Source organism: Sphingomonas sp. HT-1 (assembly GCF_048568905.1).
GTDB lineage: Bacteria > Pseudomonadota > Alphaproteobacteria > Sphingomonadales > Sphingomonadaceae > Sphingomonas.
This window is the reverse complement of record NZ_CP183770.1, coordinates 475,020-494,445: the sequence shown is the minus strand read 5'-3', so window position 1 is coordinate 494,445 and position 19,426 is coordinate 475,020. Positions and strand designations below refer to the sequence as shown.

The window sequence follows — 19,426 nt, the reverse complement described above, 5'->3', positions numbered from 1 at the left end:
GCTCCCAGATGGACCCTTGCCTATTCGGGCGCTTCCTTCGGGAGGCGCCCGACTTTTTTCTGACTCGCTGTCCATCAATCAGTGGATCTGCTTCGATCTCGCGACCCATGAAGGCAATCATCGGCTGATTCCCGTGGCTCTCGCACCGCGAGCGCGCAAGATGCTTCCCAATGTTATTTGCGGACTAGTGGGCGTTGCTGTTCGAATGTTGGCACTGACCATCCTGCCGTGCTCACCCCCCTTCCCTGCCGCCAATCTGCTTAGCGGCCTTGCGCCCGTTGCGGCGGTGTGATGCATCGACTCAGCGTAAGCGTCCGACCTGACCCGTATTGCGTGGCAACTTCTGCTGGGCGAGGCGAGTAGCGCTCAGGAGTGTCCTTTCGCACTCCGAAAGGAGAGTGCGGATGGGTCGTATGGATGTCATCACCCATGTGGAGCGTCGCCGGCGCTATTCAGACGCTGAGCGGGCCGCTGTGCTGGCGCAATGCGATGCCCCGGGGGCCACCATCGTGGGCGTTGCTCGGCAGCTCGGGATGTCGCCCAGTCTGATCCATGGCTGGCGCAAGCGGCAGCGCGACATGGCGCTTCTGGCTGGGGAGCCGCTCCAATTTGTCCCGTATGGCGAACTGGCGAGCGGCTCCGATGCCGAGCCCGCCGTGGCTCTTCGGGGCGCCGAGGTGGCTGCGCCATTCCGTGCCGCGGCGCGCGAGAAAGGGCCGACGCAGGAAGAACTGATACGGCCAAGCCCCGGTTTGCGACCTGGCGGCATCGACATCGAATTGCCCGGCGGGGTGCGTCTGTCGGTCGACACCTATGTCAACGAGAAAGCGCTGGCCCGCGTGCTGCGGGTACTGCGGGAAACGGCATGATCTCGCTCCCACCCGGCACCAAGGTGTACCTGGCAAGCAAGCCGGTGAGCATGCGGCTCGGCTTCGATGGCCTGGCGGCACTTGTGCGGCCGCTGTTCGACCAGGAGCCCTATGGCGGGCACGTCTTCCTCTTCCGCAGCCGGAAAGGCAGCTATCTCAAGGCGCTCTATTGGGACGGCACCGGTCTCTGCCTGTTCTCCAAGCGGCTTGAGCGTCATCGCTTTGTCTGGCCGCCGCTGGTGAATGGCGGCGTTATCCTGAGCCCAGCGCAGTTCGCCCTGCTGATCGAGGCGATGGACTGGCGTCGCACGGTGGCGCCGGAGGCGCCTCGATTGCCCGTTCAGATGTAGCGGAAAGCTGCAGAAATCCGCGCATTTTGCTTGGGCGCGAGTCGCTGTTCTGGTATGAAAAGCCATGTCTTCCGATGCGCTGGACATCCCCGACAATCCTGATGCGGTGAAGGCGCTTTTGGCGGCGATGCAGGCCAAGCTCGCAGCCTCCGAGCAGGCGCTGACAGCAGAGCGATCTGCGCATCAGGAAACTCGGCAGCAGCTCGGCGCAGCCGAAAATGCCATCAAGATCACGACGCTGCAGATCGAGAAGCTGAAGGTCCAGCTTGCCCGTTTGCGGCGGATGAAGTTCGGCCAGTCCTCGGAGCGGCTGTTGCTGCTGGCGGATCAGCTGGAGCTTTCGCTGGAGGATCTGGAGGCCGCGCAGGCGCATGCCACCTGCGTGGTCACCGGCGGGACGGCGGAAGAGCCTGCCTCAGAAAGCATCCAGCCGCGCCGTCAGGCGCTCCCTGCGCATCTTCGCCGCGAAGAGGTGCTGCACCCGGCACCGGCAGCGAACGGTTGCACCAGCTGCGGCGGCGCAATGGCCCGGTTGGGCGAAGATGTGACCGAGGTGCTGGAATATGTTCCGGGACGCTTCCACGTCGTGCGTCACGTTCGGCCGAAGCTGGCATGCAAGCGCTGCGATGCGATCAGTCAGGCGCCAGCACCGGGGCTACCCGTTCCCCGCGGCCGCGCCGGACCAGGCTTGCTGGCGCATGTGGTGGTGTCGAAATTCGCGGACCATTTGCCGCTCTACCGCCAATCGCAGATCTTCGCGCGGGAGGGCGTTGAGATCAGCCGATCGACGCTGGCGGACTGGATGGGCCAGGTCAGCTGGCTGCTTCAGCCGCTGGTCGACGGCATCGCCGAGCATGTGATGGCCAGCCCCAAGCTGCACGCCGACGACACGCCGGTTCCGGTACTGTCGCCGGGTAGCGGGAAGACGGCGACGGGCAGGCTATGGGTGTACTTGCGCGACAATCGACGATGGCGTCTCAGTGACAAGCCGGCGGCGCTCTACCGCTATAGCCCTGACCGTAAGGGAGAACGGCCGCGCGAACACCTCAAGACCTTTGCGGGCTTCCTGCAGGCAGATGCCTATGCCGGCTTCGAGAAGCTCTACGCGGCCGATCGGCAGCCGGGGCTGATCACGCCGGTCGCCTGTTGGGCCCATGTGCGCCGCAAGCTGCGCGACGTGCTCGATGCTGATGCCCGCTCCATCGCCCTGGAGGGACTGGTGCTGATTGGCGATCTATACGAGGTCGAGCGGCGGATCACCCGAGATCCGCATGACGATCGCCGCAAAGCGCGCAAATTCTCGAAGCTGAAGGCGCTCGGCTTTTTCCAGTGGGCAGACGGTGTGCTCGCCCAGGTTTCGGCGCGGTCTCCGCTGGCGGAGGCGCTCCGCTATGCGGTTCGCCTCAAGCCGGCGCTCCTCACCTACACGGACGATGGTCGGCTCGAGATCGACAACAACCTGGCGGAGAACGCCTTGCGCGGCATCGCCGTGGGTCGCAAGAACTGGCTCTTTGCCGGTGCCGACTGCGGTGGCGAGCGGGCAGCAGCGATCTACAGCCTGCTTGAGACGGCGAAGCTGAACGGCATCAACCCACAGGCCTGGCTCGCCGACGTCCTCGATCGAATTGGCCGAGGTCACCCCATCAACCGTACGGACGAGCTGCTGCCCTGGAATTGGGTCGACCCAGAAGCCGCTTCGTCCGAAAGTGCGTAAAAAGCGGACCGGCAGCTCGCGCCCAATGGCGGACATTTGTGGTCGCCTGCTTGAAAGGCCATTTAGCTTCTGCAGGGCACCATGTTCAAAAGAACGTCGTCGTGATCACCAACCGCCACCTTCATGGAGGGGAGGTGACGCGGCTTCGCTTCGATAAGAACTAAGCGGTAGCTTTCCACTGGCGAAAGGGTGCCTGCGCCTCGCCTCTCGAACGCAAATCCTGGTTGAACCATGTAGCCGTTCTTACTTCTCTCAGTAAGGACGATTCGGTGAAATGCATTGCCCCCTCCGATCACAACCTGCTTCTCACCCAATACTACCACTGGGGTTCCTGCACCTTTGTAGCATCCAAAGGGAGACGGAACAGGTGGGGTATGATAGAAGCGAGTTATTATAAAGAGGATGGCCCCGACTGTGAGAACTGCGAAAAGGGCAATGCGTTGAAACGGGTTCACGTCTTTGCTGTCGGCGGTCCAACTCATGCCCAGGATGTGCCCCAAATCTTGCTGGGCCACCAGTAGGGGCTGAGGCAGGAGCGACCGCTTCCCTCCCACGTTCGGCCGTTCGTTCGATCGGTCGCGCCGAGAGCCGCCATTCCAGTGGATTGAGGAAGATTCCTCCAGCGAACGACCGAAGGTGGTGGGGAGCGGACATGACGCTCAGGCGCCAGATTTTGCTAGGCTGAACTTCCTTCCTGCAAAAAACTCCGCGAAGAGTGTTTGAACCTGCTCTGTGCTGAGCGACCGCTCCGGATAGGGCGACATAATGCTTCGTTTGATGCGCTTCCAAATGGAACCAGCAGCACGGCTCTCCTTCACCTTCCGGTCGCTGTAATCGGTCGACAATTCGGCCGTGAACGATGCAAGACTGAAGTAGCTGCCTTTGCGAGTTCTGACCGCCCAGAGATCACCGTGCCGGACAGCTTCGATATAGTGTTTTGGCCCTCGCTCGAGCTTGGCGGATTGTCCTGATGACAGATCAGGCAATCCTTTTAAAGCTGCGTGAAGATCACTCCCTCGCTCGACCATAAATTTTTGATCGAGCGGGAGAGAAAGCGTTGCCGGTTGGACTTCAGCTTCAAGAGCGACGGTCATAGCCGGAACATGTCACGTAGGGCCTAACGTCCGCAAGTGGGCGGGAACGGACATGCCGCTTTCCCTCAGACGGCCTTGGTCGGACGCTTACGACTCAGCAGATAAGGAAGAAGGAACCGGGAGGACATGCGGCGTAGGCGCCTGCGCGGAGCCGACGCCTAAGCGCGGCACCCAACCGCAATTTCCCCTAGTTTTGGCGACCGTTAACCACGGTTATTAACCAGTTATCCGATCGGCAGATTGCTCGCCGCAACGCACCGAACGGGACCTCTGATATACGAGAAACCGATCTTGGCGAGGTGATTTGCCCAGCTTCGCCACACCTGGAGAAACTGCAGTGATTGCAACACTCGCCATGCTGTCCGCCATTACCGTAAACACGAAGGCCCAGCTTGATGCAGCCATAGCTAACGCACGCGGCGGAGAAGTGATTCGCCTCCAGCGGGCGAACTACGATACGGTGGTGATCCGGGACCGGACGTTCTCGTCCCCGATCGTGATCCAGAGCGCCTATCCAAACGCCCCTGCCATGTTCAAAAATCTGCGGGTGAGGAACGTTCGCAACGTGACGTTCAACAATATCGAGTTCACCCGCATTCGCGGCACTGATCCGGACTGGGCCAAGATGGTCGACGTCAATGGTGGAGCAAACATCACGTTCAACGGCGGCTTCGTTCATGGTCCGGCCAACGGGATGTGGCAAGATGACATGTACGGCATCCACGTGCGGAACGTTACCAATCTGCGCGTCAGCGGCATAACCTTCCACGATCTGCGCGTAGCGCTGGTTGTTGAGGACAGCACCAACTTCACGATCGAGAACAACGTGTTCAGCCACCTTAGCCGCGACGCGATGGAGATCCCTGGAACGCGAAACGGACGCATCCACAACAACTCTATGTCTATGTTCACTCTAAAGCCCGGTGATCATCCCGACGGCATTCAATGCTGGACCGCTGGCAAGACAACTGGCTGCAAGAATATCCAGATCACGATGAACCGCCTCATCGCATCTCCTGGGAACGAATTCCAAGGGATCTTCTTTGGTGACGAGGCCAAGGTCGGCGGGTATGACAACTTGCAGATCATCGGAAACACATTCGTTAACGTGATGTGGCACGGCATCAACATCGAAGGTCCGGGGACTGGCGTGGTGATACGCAACAACTCGCTCTCGGCAGGCCCGAACTATCGCCCCTGGATCCGGACCGTGGGACCGGCTACGCTCTCTGGCAACATCGCACCGATGTACATAATCGCCGGCAAGCAAGAAACGCCGCCCGGTAACAAGGTTGGCGGCCAATACAAGGCGCAGTGAATGGGCTGTGAAACGGTCGCCCGCTCTGGTCGACCGTTTCAGCTTTCAATAGGTAGCTCACGCAAGCCAGCGCCTCACGCTATCCCATCCCGTCGGCAAGCCGGTGCACTAGCGACTTAAATTGCCGTCCCGATCGCCTCCGCCGGAGGCCGCTGCCGAGAAGCAGTTGCTTTTCGGCAGCCCGCCGTCACCGCGACCGAACAATTAGCTCGGTCACCTTCGCCGGCGCTTTCGCCCCAATCGTCCAGGTCGTGCCAACGTCCTCGACATCGAATCGGCCGAACACCTCCCGCGCGCCGGGCGTGGCGTTGATCGACAGTACGAACCCACCGGCGATTCCCGCAAGCTGTTCAGCCAGCTGCTCGAAGTCCGCGCGGCTGAACACGCCATCGCCATAGTCCCGCTCGCAACCCCAATAAGGCGGATCGAGGTAGAAGAGGGTTTCCGGGCTGTCGTAGCGACGGATAACGTTTGCGTAAGGCAGGCGCTCGATCGTCACGCACGATAGTCGGTCGTGGATCTCCGCGAGCGCCGGCTCCAGCTTGTTGACGTCGAAGCCGGCCGCGGTCGATCGGGACACGCCGAAGTTGCGCCCGTTGACCTTGCCGCCGAACGCCGTCCGCTGAAGGTAGAGGAAGCGAGCGGCGCGCTCGAGGTCCGTCATGCTGTCCGGGGAGGCCGCCACCAGCCGTTCGAACTCGGCCCGGCTGGTTAGCTGCCAGCGCAGCATGTCCATCAGCGGCACGTAGTGGCGTTGCAGGATTCGGAACAGATTCGCGACGTCGGTCGAAATGTCGTTGATCACCTCGGCCTGGGCGCGGAAGGGGCGCCGGAGGAACACACCGCCCATGCCGACGAATGGCTCGACATAGGTCCGGTGGGGAATGGTGGCGATCAACGCCACTAGGCGGGCGGCGAGATTGCGCTTGCCGCCAATATAGGGCGCGGCCGGAGACGCCGGACGCGCGACGAGTAGATTCGACTCCATGATGTTTTTCACTCAGTGGGGCCCCGCCCGGTGCACGGGCGCGGGGCGTTAGCGGCTAGGCCAGCCGCGCGTGACGGGGGTCTGGCTGATGCCCGTCGGTCTCCCGGCCTCTACCGGGAACCCCCGCACGGCCAATGAGGCCGGTGCGGTGGTGTCTCATTACGTCAGAAGCGTTCCTGGAGCGCCAGGCGCCTACCTCGGCGGCATAATCTATGTTGGAACATTAGAAGAACAATCTATATTCCTCGCGGCCCGACCGCTCGGAGGAAGATCGAGAATGTACCCGCCGCCAGATGTGATCCGCCAACGGGTAGCCGAGCAGTGTGCGGTGGCGGGCATATCGCTCGCAGAGGCGTCCCGCATCCTTGGCCGACGGGATGGGTATGTTGCGCGGTTCGTCCGCGACGCAGTGCCCTACGAACTCGCCGTGGCCGATCGCGACAAGCTGGCACGCTTCTTCGGCGTGACTGGTCCATATCTCGCCGCCCCGCCCCGCCCCGACGATCGTCGCGCCTTCGCCGAGCGCCGCCGCCTCCGGCCAAAGTATGGGACAGTGCTGCGACGGGCGACGTGAGGCTATCCGCCAACCCGACCCTCGATAGGCTTGCCATGGCGCTGACCGAGAACGGCGCGAGGACGGCAATCCGCATCATCTTCCAGATGAGCACCGACGAAGAGCTGGTCGCGGCCTGGCAGCGCACCGGCGGCGAGGCGGGCGATCCGCTCGCCGATCTGCTGGCCGCCGAGATGGAGCGGCGCCAGGTGGCGTTTTAAGGGCCCGGCGGCCGAGCGCTTCCTGCCTTACTGGCCTTCCGGCTCCGCCTGCGAATTCCAACGATGCAGGATCGCCGATAGAAAGCTGACGTCCGGCGCGGCGCGATGGTCGCGTAGATCCTTTGCCCAGCGCTTCACCAGTACATCGACCGTATCGAGCGCCATCCGGGTGTGCTTCGGCGTCACGATATTCGTGTCATTCTCAAGAATCGCGGCGACACACAGCGCCAGGGAGTCCAGGACGTCGTCGGCGCGCACCTGCCGGTCGGGCGTTAGCTGGGTGAGGTAGTGCATCAGCGTCGGCAGCAGCGAGGAAGCGATCTCGATCTTCTCCTCGGCGCTGACCTGAAGATCGGGGTGTCTGCTCTCCGCCAATATTACTCTCCGGCTGATCGGGCTCCGTCTGCATACATATGAGCCGGGCGCACGGAGCCAGCAAGGCTGGCGCTTCGAACCCTCTCGGTGCTAGCCCATGCCCATGTGCAACCGAGCCCGATTCCGCGGCGAGCCCGAGACGCTGTTCGGCGCGACCTCCAAGCTGTTCAGCGAGCGCCCGCGCGACAACCGGTTCGCGCCGGCCGAACTGCGGCCAAAGTCTCGCAACTATGTCATCCGCGAGCAGGACGGCGAGCGAGCATGGGACGTGATGAGCTGGGACGTTCTCGGCGGCCAGGCGTCATGGCCGATGACGAACGTGCGAAACCTGAAGCTGCCGCAATGGAAGCGCTTGGCGGAGAAGCCGGAGAACCGCTGCATCGTCCCCCTGACTGAATTCGCCGAGTTCACACCGGAGAAACACGACCTGGGAGACGGGAAGCCGCCGCTGAAGGGCGAGATGTGGTTCAGCGTGGTCGATCAGCCGATCTTTGCCGTGGCGGGCTTCTGGCAAATGACAGCCGCCGGCGCCGGGTTCACGATGGTGACCTGCGATGCCAACGAACTGGTCGTGCCGATCCATCCCAAGGCCATGATCACAATCCTGGCCCCATCCGATGTCGATCTCTGGCTTCGCGGCAGCTATGACGACATCGTTGATCTGCAGCGGCCATATGACGCTGAAAAGATGGCGGTGCGCGGACCGGTATTCCCTACCCGAGCAGGCACCGCAGCAGTAAATTAAGCCTCTGCGCATGCGAGGGGCCTGCCGACCTCGTTTCGACGGTCACTCCCCTGCCGACCGCAATCGAAGGCGGCAACCTCTGGCGAAGTCGCTACCGCCCAGCCGCCTCAATTTGCGCCCAGCCCCGCGTCCGGCACCGCCTACACCGCAGCCTGTCTCGAAACTGCTTCTCCGTCACCGCGCCAGTCGCCGCGGCATACAGATCCTCCGTCCGCATGATGACCGAGTGTCCGCAGATGCCGGCGCCGCGTGGGCACTGGCAGACGATGCGGACACGCGGCGCATATCGGACGTGCTGGTCGAGGGGAATCGAGGGGCGATCGGCGCGGCGCATACCCGGAACATTATAGGAACATCAATCAGAGTCGATGGGATGCAGATCAGTCTCGATGGTGGTATCGTTAAGAAATGGGCATCTACAGAATCACCGGCACAAATCCGTGGCGCGGCTCCCGGCAGCTGAGTAGCTTTGCTACCATTGACTGCAGCTTCGAGCCCACTGGAGAACGTGACAGACCTCATCAAATGTCAGAACTGTAGATATCGGATTGACCAAAATTAAATATAACCGTCCTTATAGAGGAATATTGGTTAATGAACGCGATAATTGCAATCACCATCTTGTTATCAATCGTCATTTTCAGTGTTGTATGGGCAAGCAAACTTGATATGGATCCGGATTAAACGAGCTCGGAATTGATCAAAGGACTTTGTATCGCCGGTGGCTTCGCCGCGCCTCGGCAGAACAGACGCACGGTGCTGTCGCACAAGTTGTAAGCGGGAAGAAGGATATGGCTGGCAGCAGTGAAAAATCAGCCGCCATCTGGCTTGGCGTAGCAGCGTTTTGGCTGATGATTATCGCGCTCTTTATTGTGACGGATATTGTAGGCACTACACGCGCGGGAGCGGAGGGTGAAGCCTACAACGTAGTTCGCTGAAATAGGTCGTGCCGAGGCCGCACACGAAATAGATCGCCGCAGCGTCGAAGCTACACTCGACCTAATCTAGCCTTTAGCGCGGACGAGACTTTCAAAGCCGCCGAAACCTGATCTTACCCTATAGGTGTCACACCGACGTATCAGCGCGTGAAGTGAGGCGAGCCGGTCAAGCGCTCGCACTTCGGTTGCTCCTGCCATGGCCTATCACGAGGCCAAACCGGCCCAACGCGTCGGCGGGGCAAGCTCAAGACCTTCTTCGGGGCAACGAGCAAGCTGCTCACCGATCGCCCGCACGACATTCGGACCGCGAGGAAATCTTTGCCGGCGCCTTGCACCAATGGCTCGCGCGTCGCTGCGGCGCGTCAATCAATACTGCACCGCAACAAAAAAACACAAATTACGCTCCACAAATCTCCTAGGAGGGTTTCGTTCCGCGCTTCGCCGCATTTCCGGGAGGTCAGAGTCGTGATCACAGCCCTAGCCATGCTAACAACGGTAACGGTAAGCACTCCGGCACAGCTTGACGCCGCCATAGGACGAGCTCGTGCAGGCGATGTGATCCGGCTGCAGCGAGCCAACTACGGAAAGGTTGGGATCCGCGATCGCGCGTTTTCATCGCCTGTGCTGATCAAGAGTGCGTACCCGTCGGCTCCCGCAAAGATCAGCGAACTGAAGATGCGTGATGTAAGCAACATAACGTTCGAGGACATTGAGTTCACCCGCATCCGAGGGACTGATCCTGACTGGGCGAAAATGGTCGAAATCAATGGTGCATCGAACATCACGTTCAATCGCGGCTTCGTACATGGTCCCGTCAACGCGCTTTGGCAGGACGACATGTATGGCATGTACCTACGCAACATCACCAATTTGCGTGTCAACGGCGTGACTTTCCACGATCTTCGCGTCGCGCTTGTGGTGGAGGATACCTCCAATTTCAACATTGAGAACAACGTATTCACTCATCTGAGTCGAGACGCAATTGAGATTCCGGGTTCGCGTCACGGCCGCATCTACAACAACTCGATGGCCTTATTCACACTTAAGCCGGGTGATCACCCCGACGGGATCCAGTGCTGGACCGCCGGGAAGACGAAGGGATGCAACAACATCCAGATCGTCATGAACCGCTTCATCGGATCGCCCGGCAACGAATTCCAAGGCATCTTCTTCGGCGACGAAGCGAAGGTGGGCGGCTACGACGCTCTGCAAATCGTTGGCAACACGTTCGTGAACGTGATGTGGCACGGCATCAATATTGAGGGTCATGGGACCGGCATCGCGATCCGCAACAATACCATCACCGCGGGCCCCAACTATCGTTCCTGGATCAGGACGATCGGCCCGGCGGCTGTTTCGGGCAACATTGCCCCAGCGTACCTGATTGAGAACAGGCACGGAACACCTGCCGGCAATCAGCTGGGCGGGCACTACCGGGCGCCGTAGCCCCCAGAAGTGGCTGGAGATCGCCGCCTGACCGGTCAGGCGGCGATCTACCGGCGGCCGCCATGCTGCTTCTCTCGGCCGGGAAGCTCGGCGAGCACCGCGCGCTGCGCGCGCGGGCTCATGTCGCTCCAGCCGGCAATCTCTGCCGGCTTCCGCCAGCAGCCCAGGCATAACCGGATCTCCATGTCGAGGCGGCACACCTTACGACACGGCGACTCCGGCGGCGCGGGGAAAAGACTGCCGAACAACCCCATCAGCGCTTGAAGTTCAGGCCGGTCTTGCGGGCAAATTTGGCAAGGCTGTTGATTACCGGCGTCGGCGCATAATCACGGATTACCCCCTTCACACGGTGCAGGGGCGTGCGCTTGTCATGCTCGGATACCGCCTTCCAGCGCACGAAGTTCGAATAGCCCAGGCCCTCCGTGTCCTCCTCGGCGCTGTAGTAATAGAGGGCGAGCGAGTTGCGCCGGACATTCTCCGGCGTCTTTAGCGGGAAGGGTTGCCCGTGCCACGACTTGCCGGAAACGCGGAAGATCGCCAGCCGGTTGAACTTGGGCACGATGCTGGAGACGCATCTGGTCGCGTCCTCGTCCCACAGCTCCAGATTGCCGCCCCATTCTTCCTGCCAGTCGGGCGTACAGTAATAGATGCAGTTGACCTGCTGGCTGAGCCTCTTGTTCGGATGCCGCGACGCATCGATGTGCAACATCAGGCGCCCGCCGGAACCCGTCGAATGCAAGCCGCAGCCATAATGATTTGGATCCGGAAGCAGAAACTTGTTGCCGGTCAGCCGATCCAGGAAGTTGCAGAAGATGCCAGACTGAAACTGCATCATCATCAGCCGGACCAGGGGCGGAAACATCTCTTCGTCGGAGGTCGTGACCTTTTCGACGCGGCGGTCGCCGCTATGCGCGCTGTCCCCCGGCCCTTCCAGTCGCCAGTTGATATCGTCGAGGCCGGGAAAGGCAGAAGCAAGCCGCTTCGCGACATCGTCCGGCAGGAAATTGTCGATTGCGACATGCTCGTAGGGCTCGGCGTTCACGAAGCGATCGTGATACTCTTCCGCCAACGCATAAAGGCGTTCGCGGTTGAAGAAGAAGAAGTCCGATGTGTCCGTCTTGATCGCCATAAGGTCCCCCTGAGTTTCCTCAGACCTATTGAGCCTAAGCGATTCGGTAAACAGAATTTAACAGCAACACCGCTTCGTTCTCAACGAGACTGAGCGACCGCGATTGCCTTCGGTGCACACCCCATCACACACGTTCAGCACGGTGACCCCGTCTGCGGGCGATGGCGTCTTCCAACCGCCTGCGAACGTGCTTGCCGCGCTCCTGAAAGGGGAGTTCGACATATTTGTAGCTGACGCTGGCTGCCATGAAAACAGTAGCGATATAGATTGGCGTCATCACAAGGGATGCGAGCGACCAATCCGGGATCATCTTCCAAACGCTAATCAAGGCTACGATCACTGTCGTGTGAAGGAGATAAATTGAGTAGCTGATCCTCCCGATCGAGGCCAAGAACGACCCACCGAATAGCTGAAACCTTATGCACGCTAGAAAGATGCCTACACCTGCGAAGTAGCCCGCGTTCGAAGCGATATAACCTAACTGTTCGTTCGACGCTCGCCAGTAGGCCAGAAAATATGCAGCTAGAACTCCTCCGGTGAGCGTTGCCAAGGACACATGGAAGAAGCTGCGCGACACACGACCATCCCCGCTCATGTACATGCGAGCCAGTGTCCCAAAATGCATCGCGGCCAAATAGGTTGGTATGCCAACGGGCAGACCGCTCGCTGGGTGCAGCCATCGCCAAGCGCCCAACGCCGACGCGGCACCGATGAAGCAAACCATCATTGCGTAATGAAACAGTGGCCGGCTCAGTAGGGACGCGACGAACATCGCATAGCAGATGCCGTAAAAAAGCCATTCGATCACGAGCGTCCAATCCACGCCTATGATCGATTTAGTCCCAAGAAACATGTGCAGCATCGTGAGGTTCAAGAGGAACCTCGGCAACGTGATAGGGTCGCTCCCGGTAGCGATTCCGACGATCGCGCCAGCCGTCACTGCTGCCCAAAAGGCCGGATACAGCCGAAAGATTCGACTGATCGGGAACGACACCAGCGGGTTGGATCCCTTAAAGCTGAAGGGGATTACATAGCCGCTGATGCAGAAAAACGCCACGACCGCCATTCTGCCAGGGCTAAAATACTCGCCTAGCAGTGCGTGTGAAATCGCTTGCACGGCAGGGGGGACCTGCTGGCGTGATATCGCCTCGAACCAGTGTGCAAACATGACCATGATCGCTGCGACGGCTCGCAGGCCGTCAATCTCTTGCACTCGATCTGTCTTAACCATCTATGCCCCCCCCGCTTGACGCCGGACCTATATCAAGGGCGAAATCTCAGCGATAGCGGAGGAATTTGCCAAGCTTACGAAAAACTGATCTTCAGTTTCGCACTCGGGAAGGCCGTCGTGCGCTTGAACCTCCAGGCTACTAGGCTAGTCGGTAGAAAGCGTGGTAACGTGTCGACAAAAGGGGGATCAACATGGAAGCACCGCTGACGGTTTTTCAGGAGGTTCTGATTTGCGTCATCGCATTTGTAGCAGTGGCGCGGTTGAATCTTTGGAACCGCGAACAGCTTGAGACGTCATCCGGTCACATCTGCGGAGATCGGCATGCTGGCAATCCGGAGCATTGCGGGAAGTGCCAGAACCACGAGGTGATCTAGCTGACATTTCTACATCATGAGGGCCAGACCGAGCGGAGGCCGTGCTGCGGTGTATCTCCCCCGGTCACAAACACCCGCATCCCTTCGGCCGCTTGGTGCAGACGATCGGGCAGATAATAGTTCGTGTTGAGCGTATCAGGCCCCGTTGCGAACACAGTCTGGCCGCCGACAGTCATAAGCGGGACATCCAGATTTCGGAGTTTGCCTTCGTAGGTCTGCCCTGGCCCAGCATTGTTGTCGGTGAGCAAGTTATATCCAGCAACCTGGCTGCGCTGCAGCGCCCGGTAGCCGGTCCATCCGTTGCCGCCGTTGATGTACCGTTCGTTATTGTTATGAATTTCGACGATCAGCACCACCTCCCAGCCGAGCGTCAGGTAGCTGTTCGCGCTGGCGTTATGGATCAGCGAGTTCACGTTCTGGTAGATCGTCAGCGGGTTATCCGCTGTCGCAATCACCGCCGACTGCGACAGGTCGTTATGACCGACCATCAAGGCCAGCAGATTCCGGCCGCCGGGAATAAGGCACTGGAACCCAGAGGTTGCGCCGCCGATGTCTAGGCGTCCACGCAACGGGCCGTTTGGGGCGTAGATCGTAGTGGACCCCCCGACCGCATAGTTGATGACGCGAACGTCTTTAGGCAGCGCGTATGGCGAGCCCGGATCGGTCATCCACATGCCCGGATTCTCGGCGGGGAGCGTCGGCAGCACTGAGCAAATTCGGCTGTCTCCCTCTAGCGCAAACTGCCCTTTGATCTCCGGGATCCGGTATGCCTCCGAGAGGGCGCGCATCACCAGGTCGAATTCATCATCTCGGAGCGGACGGCTGTAGACGATCAGCTCAATGATATCGCCGGTGTACCAGTCTCCATTTGCCACGTTCTGCGCACCGACCGTGCTCGAGCTGGTGGTGGTCGCAGAGTTGCGCCCAACCTCTAACCCGGCGGCGGAGGCGGCATTCTGATTGGCGACATTGAGTGACTTCTGGTTTACCGCGCACCGCTGGCCCGCAGTGTTCGATGCGGCCGTGCCGGGTGTGCCGATCGCGCCGTTTCTCCAGCCAGCGACTTGCATCTGGCAGCCGAGGGCAAGGTATGGCTTGACCACGGTGTCGGACGACGTGCCGGCGCGCCCCACATAGGGAGCCGCACCGTTCACCCCTGCGGTGGTGTAGGCGAGCTTGCCGCCGCCCGTTGTGGAGCGCTTGCCGGCCGAGACGATCGTCTTGTTATTGGCTCGCGTGTTGTGATCACGGATGATCGCGATGACCGTGGAGGCGAGCGGTCCGAGCGTGGGAGTATCCGCGCTCAAGAAGCTGTCTTGGTTGAACCGGAACGCCTTCAGCCCATTCGGATAGGTGGTTAGCCGCGGCCCTAAGCCGGTCGCCTCGTCACCTAGTGGGTAGCCGTTGCCAGTCAGGTCGCTGACAGCGTTGATCCGCCCTCCCGAAACCGAAACAGTCGAGAAATTCGCGTTCCAGCGCGCGAGCAACCCGTCTGTGACCGGCAGCGCGATATTCGGTGCTACAGGGATGGCGAGCGCTGCCGCCCCCATTGTTGCGCGCATAATCGTCGCGGCCAAGGACATGTTGAGGGTGCTGAGGCGCATTGCCTTCTCCGTTCAAGAATGATGAGCGCTGAGTGGGCGAGCAGCGGAAGCGCTATTCGCCGGGCCGCGGGATCAGGTAGCCGCTGGGCGATGTGAGGCCCTTGTTGACGGTGAAAATCACGCCGGGGCCGAGCAGCCGGCGCAGCATGTAGATCACGCGATAGATCACAGCCTCCGCGCTCTCCGGCTCGCGATCTGGGTTCGGCCAGAGTGCGTGCAGAATGCTCGGAAGCGTCACCGTCTGCCCCCGGCTGGCGAGAAGCAGGCTCAAAATGTCCGCCTCCTGGACGCTGAGCTGCACCACGCGCCCGTCGACCTCGCACTGGTTCCGATGGTACATCGGCCACGTCATGCGAATGTCAGCGGTTGCCGGCGGCACGGCGCAGGTTCCAGAGAGCGCGGAGCCCGGTCACGCTGCCCTTGGTATGGTCGATCACCAGCCACAGGCCGTGTCCTGAGATGAGGGTCGAACCCCAGGGCAGCGGCGTCGCGATGAAGCCCGGGAAGCCAGGAAGGTCGCGTGAGGGCGTCGCGGTCGACGCCGTCACTTGCCCGGCTCCGCCGCCTCGGCGTGGTGGTTCGCCGCTACTTCGGGCCACCAGGCTTGCCAGCCGAGAAGCTTGACGGTGTTGCGCTCGGCTTCCGCGAGGAGGGTAAGAACTTCGTCACACGCGGCGGCGAAGTGAGCTCGGCAGGTGGCGTCGGGATCATCGGCGACTGGCGACCCTCGGCCACGATCTTGATCGGCTCGGGCCGCGGAGAGCTCGCGCATGCGCTGAGCAGCGAGAGCGCGAGAAGCATCCAGCTCAGCCTGGACGCGATCGAGTTTCGCGAGAACATCGGACGATACCTCCTGATTGGTGCGCGCGTTGGCACGCTCGACGGTGATGACGTGGGCCTGATCCTTGGCCTTCGCGTCCGTGCTGGCCTTCTGCGCGTCGCTGACGGCGGCGCCAAGGATCCGGATCTGTGCGAGAGCTGCCTTGGTGGAGAGGGTGACCGGGTTGCCGGCCTTGTCGCGCACATCCGCCGCGGTGGAGGTGGTCGAGCGGAAGGCATCGACCTTGTGCGAGAGGTCGCCGATCACGGCGAGTGCGATTGCCAGCGCCAGGGCGAGCCCCAGCACGACATACTTCAGCGGGTTCATGATTCATCGTCTCCGGAGGAAGGCGTTCGGGTCGCGCCGATGCGGGGCGAGGATCTCCGGGCAGGCCTCGTAGGCGTGGTCCCGACCGCCGCAGTATGTGCAGCGGAGATGCAGCCTCCGAGAGGAACCCGACCAGGTGTGCGGGCAAAGCGGCTTTTGATGGTCGCCCGAGCCGCAGTAGGTACACGTCATGCCGCGCGGGCCGCTCGGCGGCGCGCATATGCGGCGGCGAGGCGCTCGTCGTATCGGTTCTCGCGAAATGCCGTGCCGTTGTACCCCTTCGCGAACGCCGCCCAATCGTGCCGGCGGAGCGCGGCCGCGAGACCCTTGCCCTCGACGAAGCGGAGGAAGGCAGCGAGTTGGTCGGCCTCGGTCTGCGATTGTTGCCAGGCGAACGCCCAGGGTGTGACAGCGCCGCAGATGGCGTGGTTTTCGCCCAGGATCTGGAAGCCGCCATAGCTGGCCGAGGCGAAGCCCGCGTCGACGTCAAGGGCGACGGCATCGAGCAGTTGGCCCCAGCGCCCCACCTGGCGCGCGGGGTAGAGCTTGCGGTTCCAATTCCGCGACGAAATCGCCGGGTGCGAGGCATCGTACCGATGGCCCGTTGCGCGGCTGAACCGGTGCGGCTCGAACAAGATGGTCGGGCGGCCGTCCGTGAACGCCGCCCCGCTCGCCTCCACATCCCATACTGCCCAGATCGCAGCCGGATCGACGCGCAGCTGATCGGCCGCGTCCTCGATATCGTCAGCCCCCAGCTTGTAATCTGGGCCGTCGGTGAGCGCAGAGAGAATGGCAGCTCTGTCGGCAGCGCCGAACGGCGCGCCCTCGGCCGACGGCTGGTAGCCAAGCGCCACCAGCCGCCGCCGCAGCGTCGTCATGTCCATGGATCATCTCCGCTAGGGAAGGCCCGCCCGCTGATCGGCGCGGGCAGGAGTGGTTATTCGGCCTCGCCCGGGCTCTTGCCGAATGCAGCGCGCAGCATGGCGATGGCGCGGTTGCCGAAGAACTCGATCGCCAGCATGCCGGAGAAGCCGAGGCCGATGCCCCACATCACGGCCATACCCGCGCCGATCGGGCGCCCGGCGCCGACGATCGGGAACTCGCCGGTGACGATCAGGAAAAGGATGATGAGGAGGAGCGCGGTCAGCGCCACTTCCTGGTTGAAGGTCAGCTTCCGAAGTGGTGGCGGCGCGATGAACCGCGCGAGCACCAAGCCGATCACCGACAGAACGAGTGCGACGATCGGGATATCGATTCCGAAGGCCGTGATGATGGCCGGACCAAAGGTCGGCGCGGCGACCGCCGCACCTGCCAGCTTCACCGCAAGCCCGCCGCTTTGTACAAGGTCACCCCCACCGCTATGCACAGCACTGCTCCTGTTATCTTGAGCTTGTCCCGAACCATCCCCCAGGTCGGGCGCACTGGAATCACCGCAGGATCCAGCCCAAGCCGATGCTCGATCGACTTCTCGGCTCGGATCGCCAGGAACATGGACATCAGGAAGGGACCGATCGTGGCGGCATCGCAGACGCGGTCGAGTTGGAAGATCCACCACATCGCGTTGTCCGAGGCTTCGCCCCAGGCGAGCAGCAGCAGGACGTCGGGGCCGGCGCCGAGGATGATCGTCGACAGCAGCCCGCAATAGATCATCCGGTGCAGGCTGAGCAGCGTGATGCCGTGCTCTGGCGGCGGTAGCGCAGGATTTCTGATCGCCGCGTTGATCTCGCGCTCGCGTGTGCGCTCAAGGAGCACCGCAATCACATAGGCCAACGCGATCGAGGTAATCAGCGCCAGGCTGAACAAAGCGAAGCCGTAGCTCAACGGATTGTCGTTGAACGACGGCGGGAAGCGCGACGGGGTCATGCGGACGCTACGACGTCGGTCGCCTCAGCTTCCGGGGTTGCCGGCGTCGGAGCAACAGGCTCCACCCAGTTCGCGACCTGGACGCCCATGCTTGTCATTCCTTGGTAGATCGCCTCAAGGCTGACCCCGAAAAAGCTATCATTCTTGGGTCCGTCGCTGCGAATTGCCGACAGCTGCTGGTGGATGGCGATGAAGTGGTCACTGTTCACCAAGGGTAGCAACGCCAAATAGAGCTGGTGGCGCGCGAGAGCCGCCTCGTAGGCCTTCTGGCGCTCATATGCCGCGAGTTGCTCGCGCATCACGGCTGCTTGTTCGTCGGTGATCACGGTCGGCATGGCACTGATCCTCAATAAAATTGGACGCCGACCGGCAGACCGGTCACGTCGACGATGAAGAGCTTCAGGGGCAGGATGTAATCGGGCGGCTGGGTAGGATCGGGCGTTGGTCCGATCGTCACATCGTCAAAGCTGATCTGCTGGGTGCCGACGGTTGCACCGCCGTTTGCAAGGTAGCCACCGTAGATCTTGCCGTCGTTGTTCCAGGTGTACTGCGCATCGCCTTCCCCTGGGGCTCCGGGATCCACGATCACGGGGCCGCCGCTGTTCTCGATCAGCGGCCCGGCGATGCGATGCCCCGCCCACGCACCCTGGCACCACGCAAGCTGCCGGCCGGGGAAGTTGGCCGCCACGCTTCCGACGTCCTCCGTCTCCAGGACCTGGAGCACTCGCATCACGCGCTGAGAGGTCGAGAACACGATCTCTCCCGTCTGCTTCAACACCTCGATGCCGAAGTTCGTCGGGGGATAGGTGTTGCTGCGCTCGAACAGGTAGTAGTTGAAGGGCGTTCCAACCGGCGCTGTCGTCCCGTACCGCCTGGTGCTGGCGGCGCCGTAGACGCCGGCAATCGCCGCCGCGTGACCGCCGCCTCCGCTGAGCGCGATCAGCGCGTTGGGATAGGTCTGCGATCCCGGCACCGCGAAACTGGTCGGGCACGTGTTGCCGACCTGGAAGTTCTCGACGAACGTCGTGCCGCTCAGGCGCAGCACGTAGATCAGCATCTCGCTGGAGATCTGGAGCTTACCGCTGGGCTCAAAGGTTTCAAAGCCGACTGCCATGCGATCAAACCAGAAAGTAGCTGATCGTCTGGCGCGGCCGGTTCACCAGCGTCGGAATGCCGTTGATGGTGACGTAGCTAGGCTGCTGAATCGGATAGGTCCAAATCAGGCTATTGCCCTCGAAGTGCCAGCGAGCGTCGAAGCCTTCGGAGTTGAAGCCCCCATCTATGCGGCACCAGTCTGGCCGGTGCAGTGCGTACTGGGTGAACCTCGGGTCGTAAATGCTCCCTTGATAGGGCTCACCCGTATAGCCGACGCCGATCGTCACCTGGCCGAGGAACTTCACCAGCGGCGTCGTTTGATCGAAGGTTGGCGTGCCGTCCGACAAGGTCAGCATGAGGCCGGTCGGCATC

Annotated in this window: 26 protein-coding genes; 10 read left to right on the top strand and 16 right to left on the bottom strand. The window is 61.6% G+C overall.

Annotation, left to right across the window (positions count from 1 at the left end; translation table 11 throughout):
* The first annotated feature begins 404 nt into the window (after nucleotides 1–404).
* The 3 genes from tnpA to tnpC all read left to right on the top strand — a co-directional run bounded on the left by tnpA (nucleotide 405) and on the right by tnpC (nucleotide 2,933).
* Entirely contained in the window at nucleotides 405–869 is a 465-nt protein-coding gene (gene tnpA / locus ACNFJ7_RS02380; protein ID WP_026008935.1) for an IS66-like element accessory protein TnpA, read from the top strand.
* Nucleotides 866–1,219 (top strand): IS66 family insertion sequence element accessory protein TnpB, encoded by a 354-nt coding sequence (gene tnpB, locus ACNFJ7_RS02375; RefSeq protein WP_019368398.1) that lies wholly within the window; start codon nucleotides 866–868, stop codon nucleotides 1,217–1,219. Before tnpA ends, tnpB begins: the two co-directional genes overlap by 4 nt.
* Nucleotides 1,220–1,283: 64 nt before the next feature.
* A complete protein-coding gene (tnpC, locus tag ACNFJ7_RS02370) occupies nucleotides 1,284–2,933 on the top strand; it encodes an IS66 family transposase (protein WP_019368397.1) in 1,650 nt (549 codons plus the stop codon).
* 659 nt (nucleotides 2,934–3,592) lie between these two features.
* On the opposite strand, the gene ACNFJ7_RS02365 is transcribed toward tnpC, so the two are convergent.
* Nucleotides 3,593–4,027: a hypothetical protein gene (locus tag ACNFJ7_RS02365; protein ID WP_152997958.1), complete on the bottom strand. Its 435-nt coding sequence runs from the start codon at nucleotides 4,025–4,027 to the stop codon at nucleotides 3,593–3,595.
* A 337-nt stretch (nucleotides 4,028–4,364) separates the two neighbouring features.
* Here ACNFJ7_RS02365 and ACNFJ7_RS02360 point away from each other — a divergent pair, with 337 nt between their 5' ends.
* Nucleotides 4,365–5,345: a right-handed parallel beta-helix repeat-containing protein gene (locus ACNFJ7_RS02360; protein WP_236704423.1), complete on the top strand. Its 981-nt coding sequence runs from the start codon at nucleotides 4,365–4,367 to the stop codon at nucleotides 5,343–5,345.
* A gap of 187 nt (nucleotides 5,346–5,532) precedes the next feature.
* Here the strand turns inward: ACNFJ7_RS02360 and ACNFJ7_RS02355 are convergent, their stop codons facing one another.
* Entirely contained in the window at nucleotides 5,533–6,333 is an 801-nt protein-coding gene (locus ACNFJ7_RS02355; RefSeq protein ID WP_019371204.1) for a DNA adenine methylase, read from the bottom strand.
* Between the two features lie 277 nt (nucleotides 6,334–6,610).
* On the opposite strand from ACNFJ7_RS02355, the gene ACNFJ7_RS02350 reads away from it, so the two are divergent.
* Both ACNFJ7_RS02350 and ACNFJ7_RS02345 read left to right on the top strand, forming a co-directional pair.
* On the top strand, nucleotides 6,611–6,907 hold the full coding sequence (locus ACNFJ7_RS02350) for a hypothetical protein (RefSeq protein ID WP_050990224.1): 297 nt from the start codon (nucleotides 6,611–6,613) through the stop codon (nucleotides 6,905–6,907).
* A gap of 35 nt (nucleotides 6,908–6,942) precedes the next feature.
* Nucleotides 6,943–7,107, top strand: coding sequence for a hypothetical protein (locus tag ACNFJ7_RS02345; protein WP_019371206.1), 165 nt, complete (start codon nucleotides 6,943–6,945; stop codon nucleotides 7,105–7,107).
* A gap of 27 nt (nucleotides 7,108–7,134) precedes the next feature.
* On the opposite strand, the gene ACNFJ7_RS02340 is transcribed toward ACNFJ7_RS02345, so the two are convergent.
* The gene (locus ACNFJ7_RS02340) at nucleotides 7,135–7,482 is read right to left on the bottom strand and encodes a hypothetical protein (RefSeq protein WP_019371207.1); all 348 of its coding nucleotides are present in this window, start codon (nucleotides 7,480–7,482) and stop codon (nucleotides 7,135–7,137) included.
* Nucleotides 7,483–7,585: 103 nt separating this feature from the next.
* Here ACNFJ7_RS02340 and ACNFJ7_RS02335 point away from each other — a divergent pair, with 103 nt between their 5' ends.
* From ACNFJ7_RS02335 to ACNFJ7_RS02325, 3 genes are all read left to right on the top strand, one after another.
* Nucleotides 7,586–8,227 (top strand): SOS response-associated peptidase family protein, encoded by a 642-nt coding sequence (locus ACNFJ7_RS02335; RefSeq protein ID WP_019371208.1) that lies wholly within the window; start codon nucleotides 7,586–7,588, stop codon nucleotides 8,225–8,227.
* A 791-nt stretch (nucleotides 8,228–9,018) separates the two neighbouring features.
* Nucleotides 9,019–9,165: a hypothetical protein gene (locus tag ACNFJ7_RS02330; RefSeq protein ID WP_156804374.1), complete on the top strand. Its 147-nt coding sequence runs from the start codon at nucleotides 9,019–9,021 to the stop codon at nucleotides 9,163–9,165.
* 555 nt (nucleotides 9,166–9,720) lie between these two features.
* Nucleotides 9,721–10,611 carry a right-handed parallel beta-helix repeat-containing protein gene (locus tag ACNFJ7_RS02325; RefSeq protein WP_019371210.1) on the top strand — a complete coding sequence of 297 codons (891 nt, stop codon included), beginning with the start codon at nucleotides 9,721–9,723 and terminating at the stop codon, nucleotides 10,609–10,611.
* Between the two features lie 47 nt (nucleotides 10,612–10,658).
* On the opposite strand, the gene ACNFJ7_RS02320 is transcribed toward ACNFJ7_RS02325, so the two are convergent.
* From ACNFJ7_RS02320 to ACNFJ7_RS02310, 3 genes are all read right to left on the bottom strand, one after another.
* A complete protein-coding gene (locus tag ACNFJ7_RS02320) occupies nucleotides 10,659–10,796 on the bottom strand; it encodes a DUF1289 domain-containing protein (RefSeq protein WP_236704424.1) in 138 nt (45 codons plus the stop codon).
* A 68-nt stretch (nucleotides 10,797–10,864) separates the two neighbouring features.
* Nucleotides 10,865–11,740 carry a 2OG-Fe(II) oxygenase gene (locus ACNFJ7_RS02315; RefSeq protein ID WP_019371212.1) on the bottom strand — a complete coding sequence of 292 codons (876 nt, stop codon included), beginning with the start codon at nucleotides 11,738–11,740 and terminating at the stop codon, nucleotides 10,865–10,867.
* Between the two features lie 124 nt (nucleotides 11,741–11,864).
* Nucleotides 11,865–12,971, bottom strand: coding sequence for an acyltransferase family protein (locus ACNFJ7_RS02310; protein ID WP_019371213.1), 1,107 nt, complete (start codon nucleotides 12,969–12,971; stop codon nucleotides 11,865–11,867).
* A 191-nt stretch (nucleotides 12,972–13,162) separates the two neighbouring features.
* On the opposite strand from ACNFJ7_RS02310, the gene ACNFJ7_RS02305 reads away from it, so the two are divergent.
* Nucleotides 13,163–13,345 carry a hypothetical protein gene (locus ACNFJ7_RS02305; RefSeq protein ID WP_152997704.1) on the top strand — a complete coding sequence of 61 codons (183 nt, stop codon included), beginning with the start codon at nucleotides 13,163–13,165 and terminating at the stop codon, nucleotides 13,343–13,345.
* 14 nt (nucleotides 13,346–13,359) lie between these two features.
* Here ACNFJ7_RS02305 and ACNFJ7_RS02300 read toward each other — a convergent pair whose 3' ends face one another.
* The 10 genes from ACNFJ7_RS02300 to ACNFJ7_RS02255 form a co-directional block, all read right to left on the bottom strand.
* Nucleotides 13,360–14,949, bottom strand: coding sequence for a hypothetical protein (locus ACNFJ7_RS02300; RefSeq protein ID WP_236704377.1), 1,590 nt, complete (start codon nucleotides 14,947–14,949; stop codon nucleotides 13,360–13,362).
* Between the two features lie 52 nt (nucleotides 14,950–15,001).
* Nucleotides 15,002–15,328 carry a helix-turn-helix domain-containing protein gene (locus ACNFJ7_RS02295; protein WP_152997705.1) on the bottom strand — a complete coding sequence of 109 codons (327 nt, stop codon included), beginning with the start codon at nucleotides 15,326–15,328 and terminating at the stop codon, nucleotides 15,002–15,004.
* On the bottom strand, nucleotides 15,309–15,497 hold the full coding sequence (locus tag ACNFJ7_RS02290; protein ID WP_019371217.1) for a hypothetical protein: 189 nt from the start codon (nucleotides 15,495–15,497) through the stop codon (nucleotides 15,309–15,311). The genes ACNFJ7_RS02295 and ACNFJ7_RS02290 overlap by 20 nt, the downstream gene beginning before the upstream one ends.
* Nucleotides 15,494–16,096 (bottom strand): hypothetical protein, encoded by a 603-nt coding sequence (locus ACNFJ7_RS02285; RefSeq protein ID WP_019371218.1) that lies wholly within the window; start codon nucleotides 16,094–16,096, stop codon nucleotides 15,494–15,496. Before ACNFJ7_RS02285 ends, ACNFJ7_RS02290 begins: the two co-directional genes overlap by 4 nt.
* Nucleotides 16,097–16,284: 188 nt before the next feature.
* Complete coding sequence (locus ACNFJ7_RS02280) at nucleotides 16,285–16,980, bottom strand: N-acetylmuramidase family protein (RefSeq protein WP_019371219.1); 696 nt, start codon at nucleotides 16,978–16,980, stop codon at nucleotides 16,285–16,287.
* Between the two features lie 53 nt (nucleotides 16,981–17,033).
* Complete coding sequence (locus ACNFJ7_RS02275) at nucleotides 17,034–17,417, bottom strand: hypothetical protein (RefSeq protein ID WP_019371220.1); 384 nt, start codon at nucleotides 17,415–17,417, stop codon at nucleotides 17,034–17,036.
* Complete coding sequence (locus ACNFJ7_RS02270; protein WP_019371221.1) at nucleotides 17,414–17,959, bottom strand: hypothetical protein; 546 nt, start codon at nucleotides 17,957–17,959, stop codon at nucleotides 17,414–17,416. Before ACNFJ7_RS02270 ends, ACNFJ7_RS02275 begins: the two co-directional genes overlap by 4 nt.
* Entirely contained in the window at nucleotides 17,956–18,294 is a 339-nt protein-coding gene (locus ACNFJ7_RS02265) for a hypothetical protein (protein WP_026009417.1), read from the bottom strand. Before ACNFJ7_RS02265 ends, ACNFJ7_RS02270 begins: the two co-directional genes overlap by 4 nt.
* 11 nt (nucleotides 18,295–18,305) lie before the next feature.
* The gene (locus tag ACNFJ7_RS02260; protein WP_019371223.1) at nucleotides 18,306–19,073 is read right to left on the bottom strand and encodes a hypothetical protein; all 768 of its coding nucleotides are present in this window, start codon (nucleotides 19,071–19,073) and stop codon (nucleotides 18,306–18,308) included.
* 4 nt (nucleotides 19,074–19,077) lie between these two features.
* Nucleotides 19,078–19,425, bottom strand: coding sequence for a hypothetical protein (locus ACNFJ7_RS02255; protein WP_019371224.1), 348 nt, complete (start codon nucleotides 19,423–19,425; stop codon nucleotides 19,078–19,080).
* Nucleotide 19,426 lies beyond the last annotated feature (1 nt).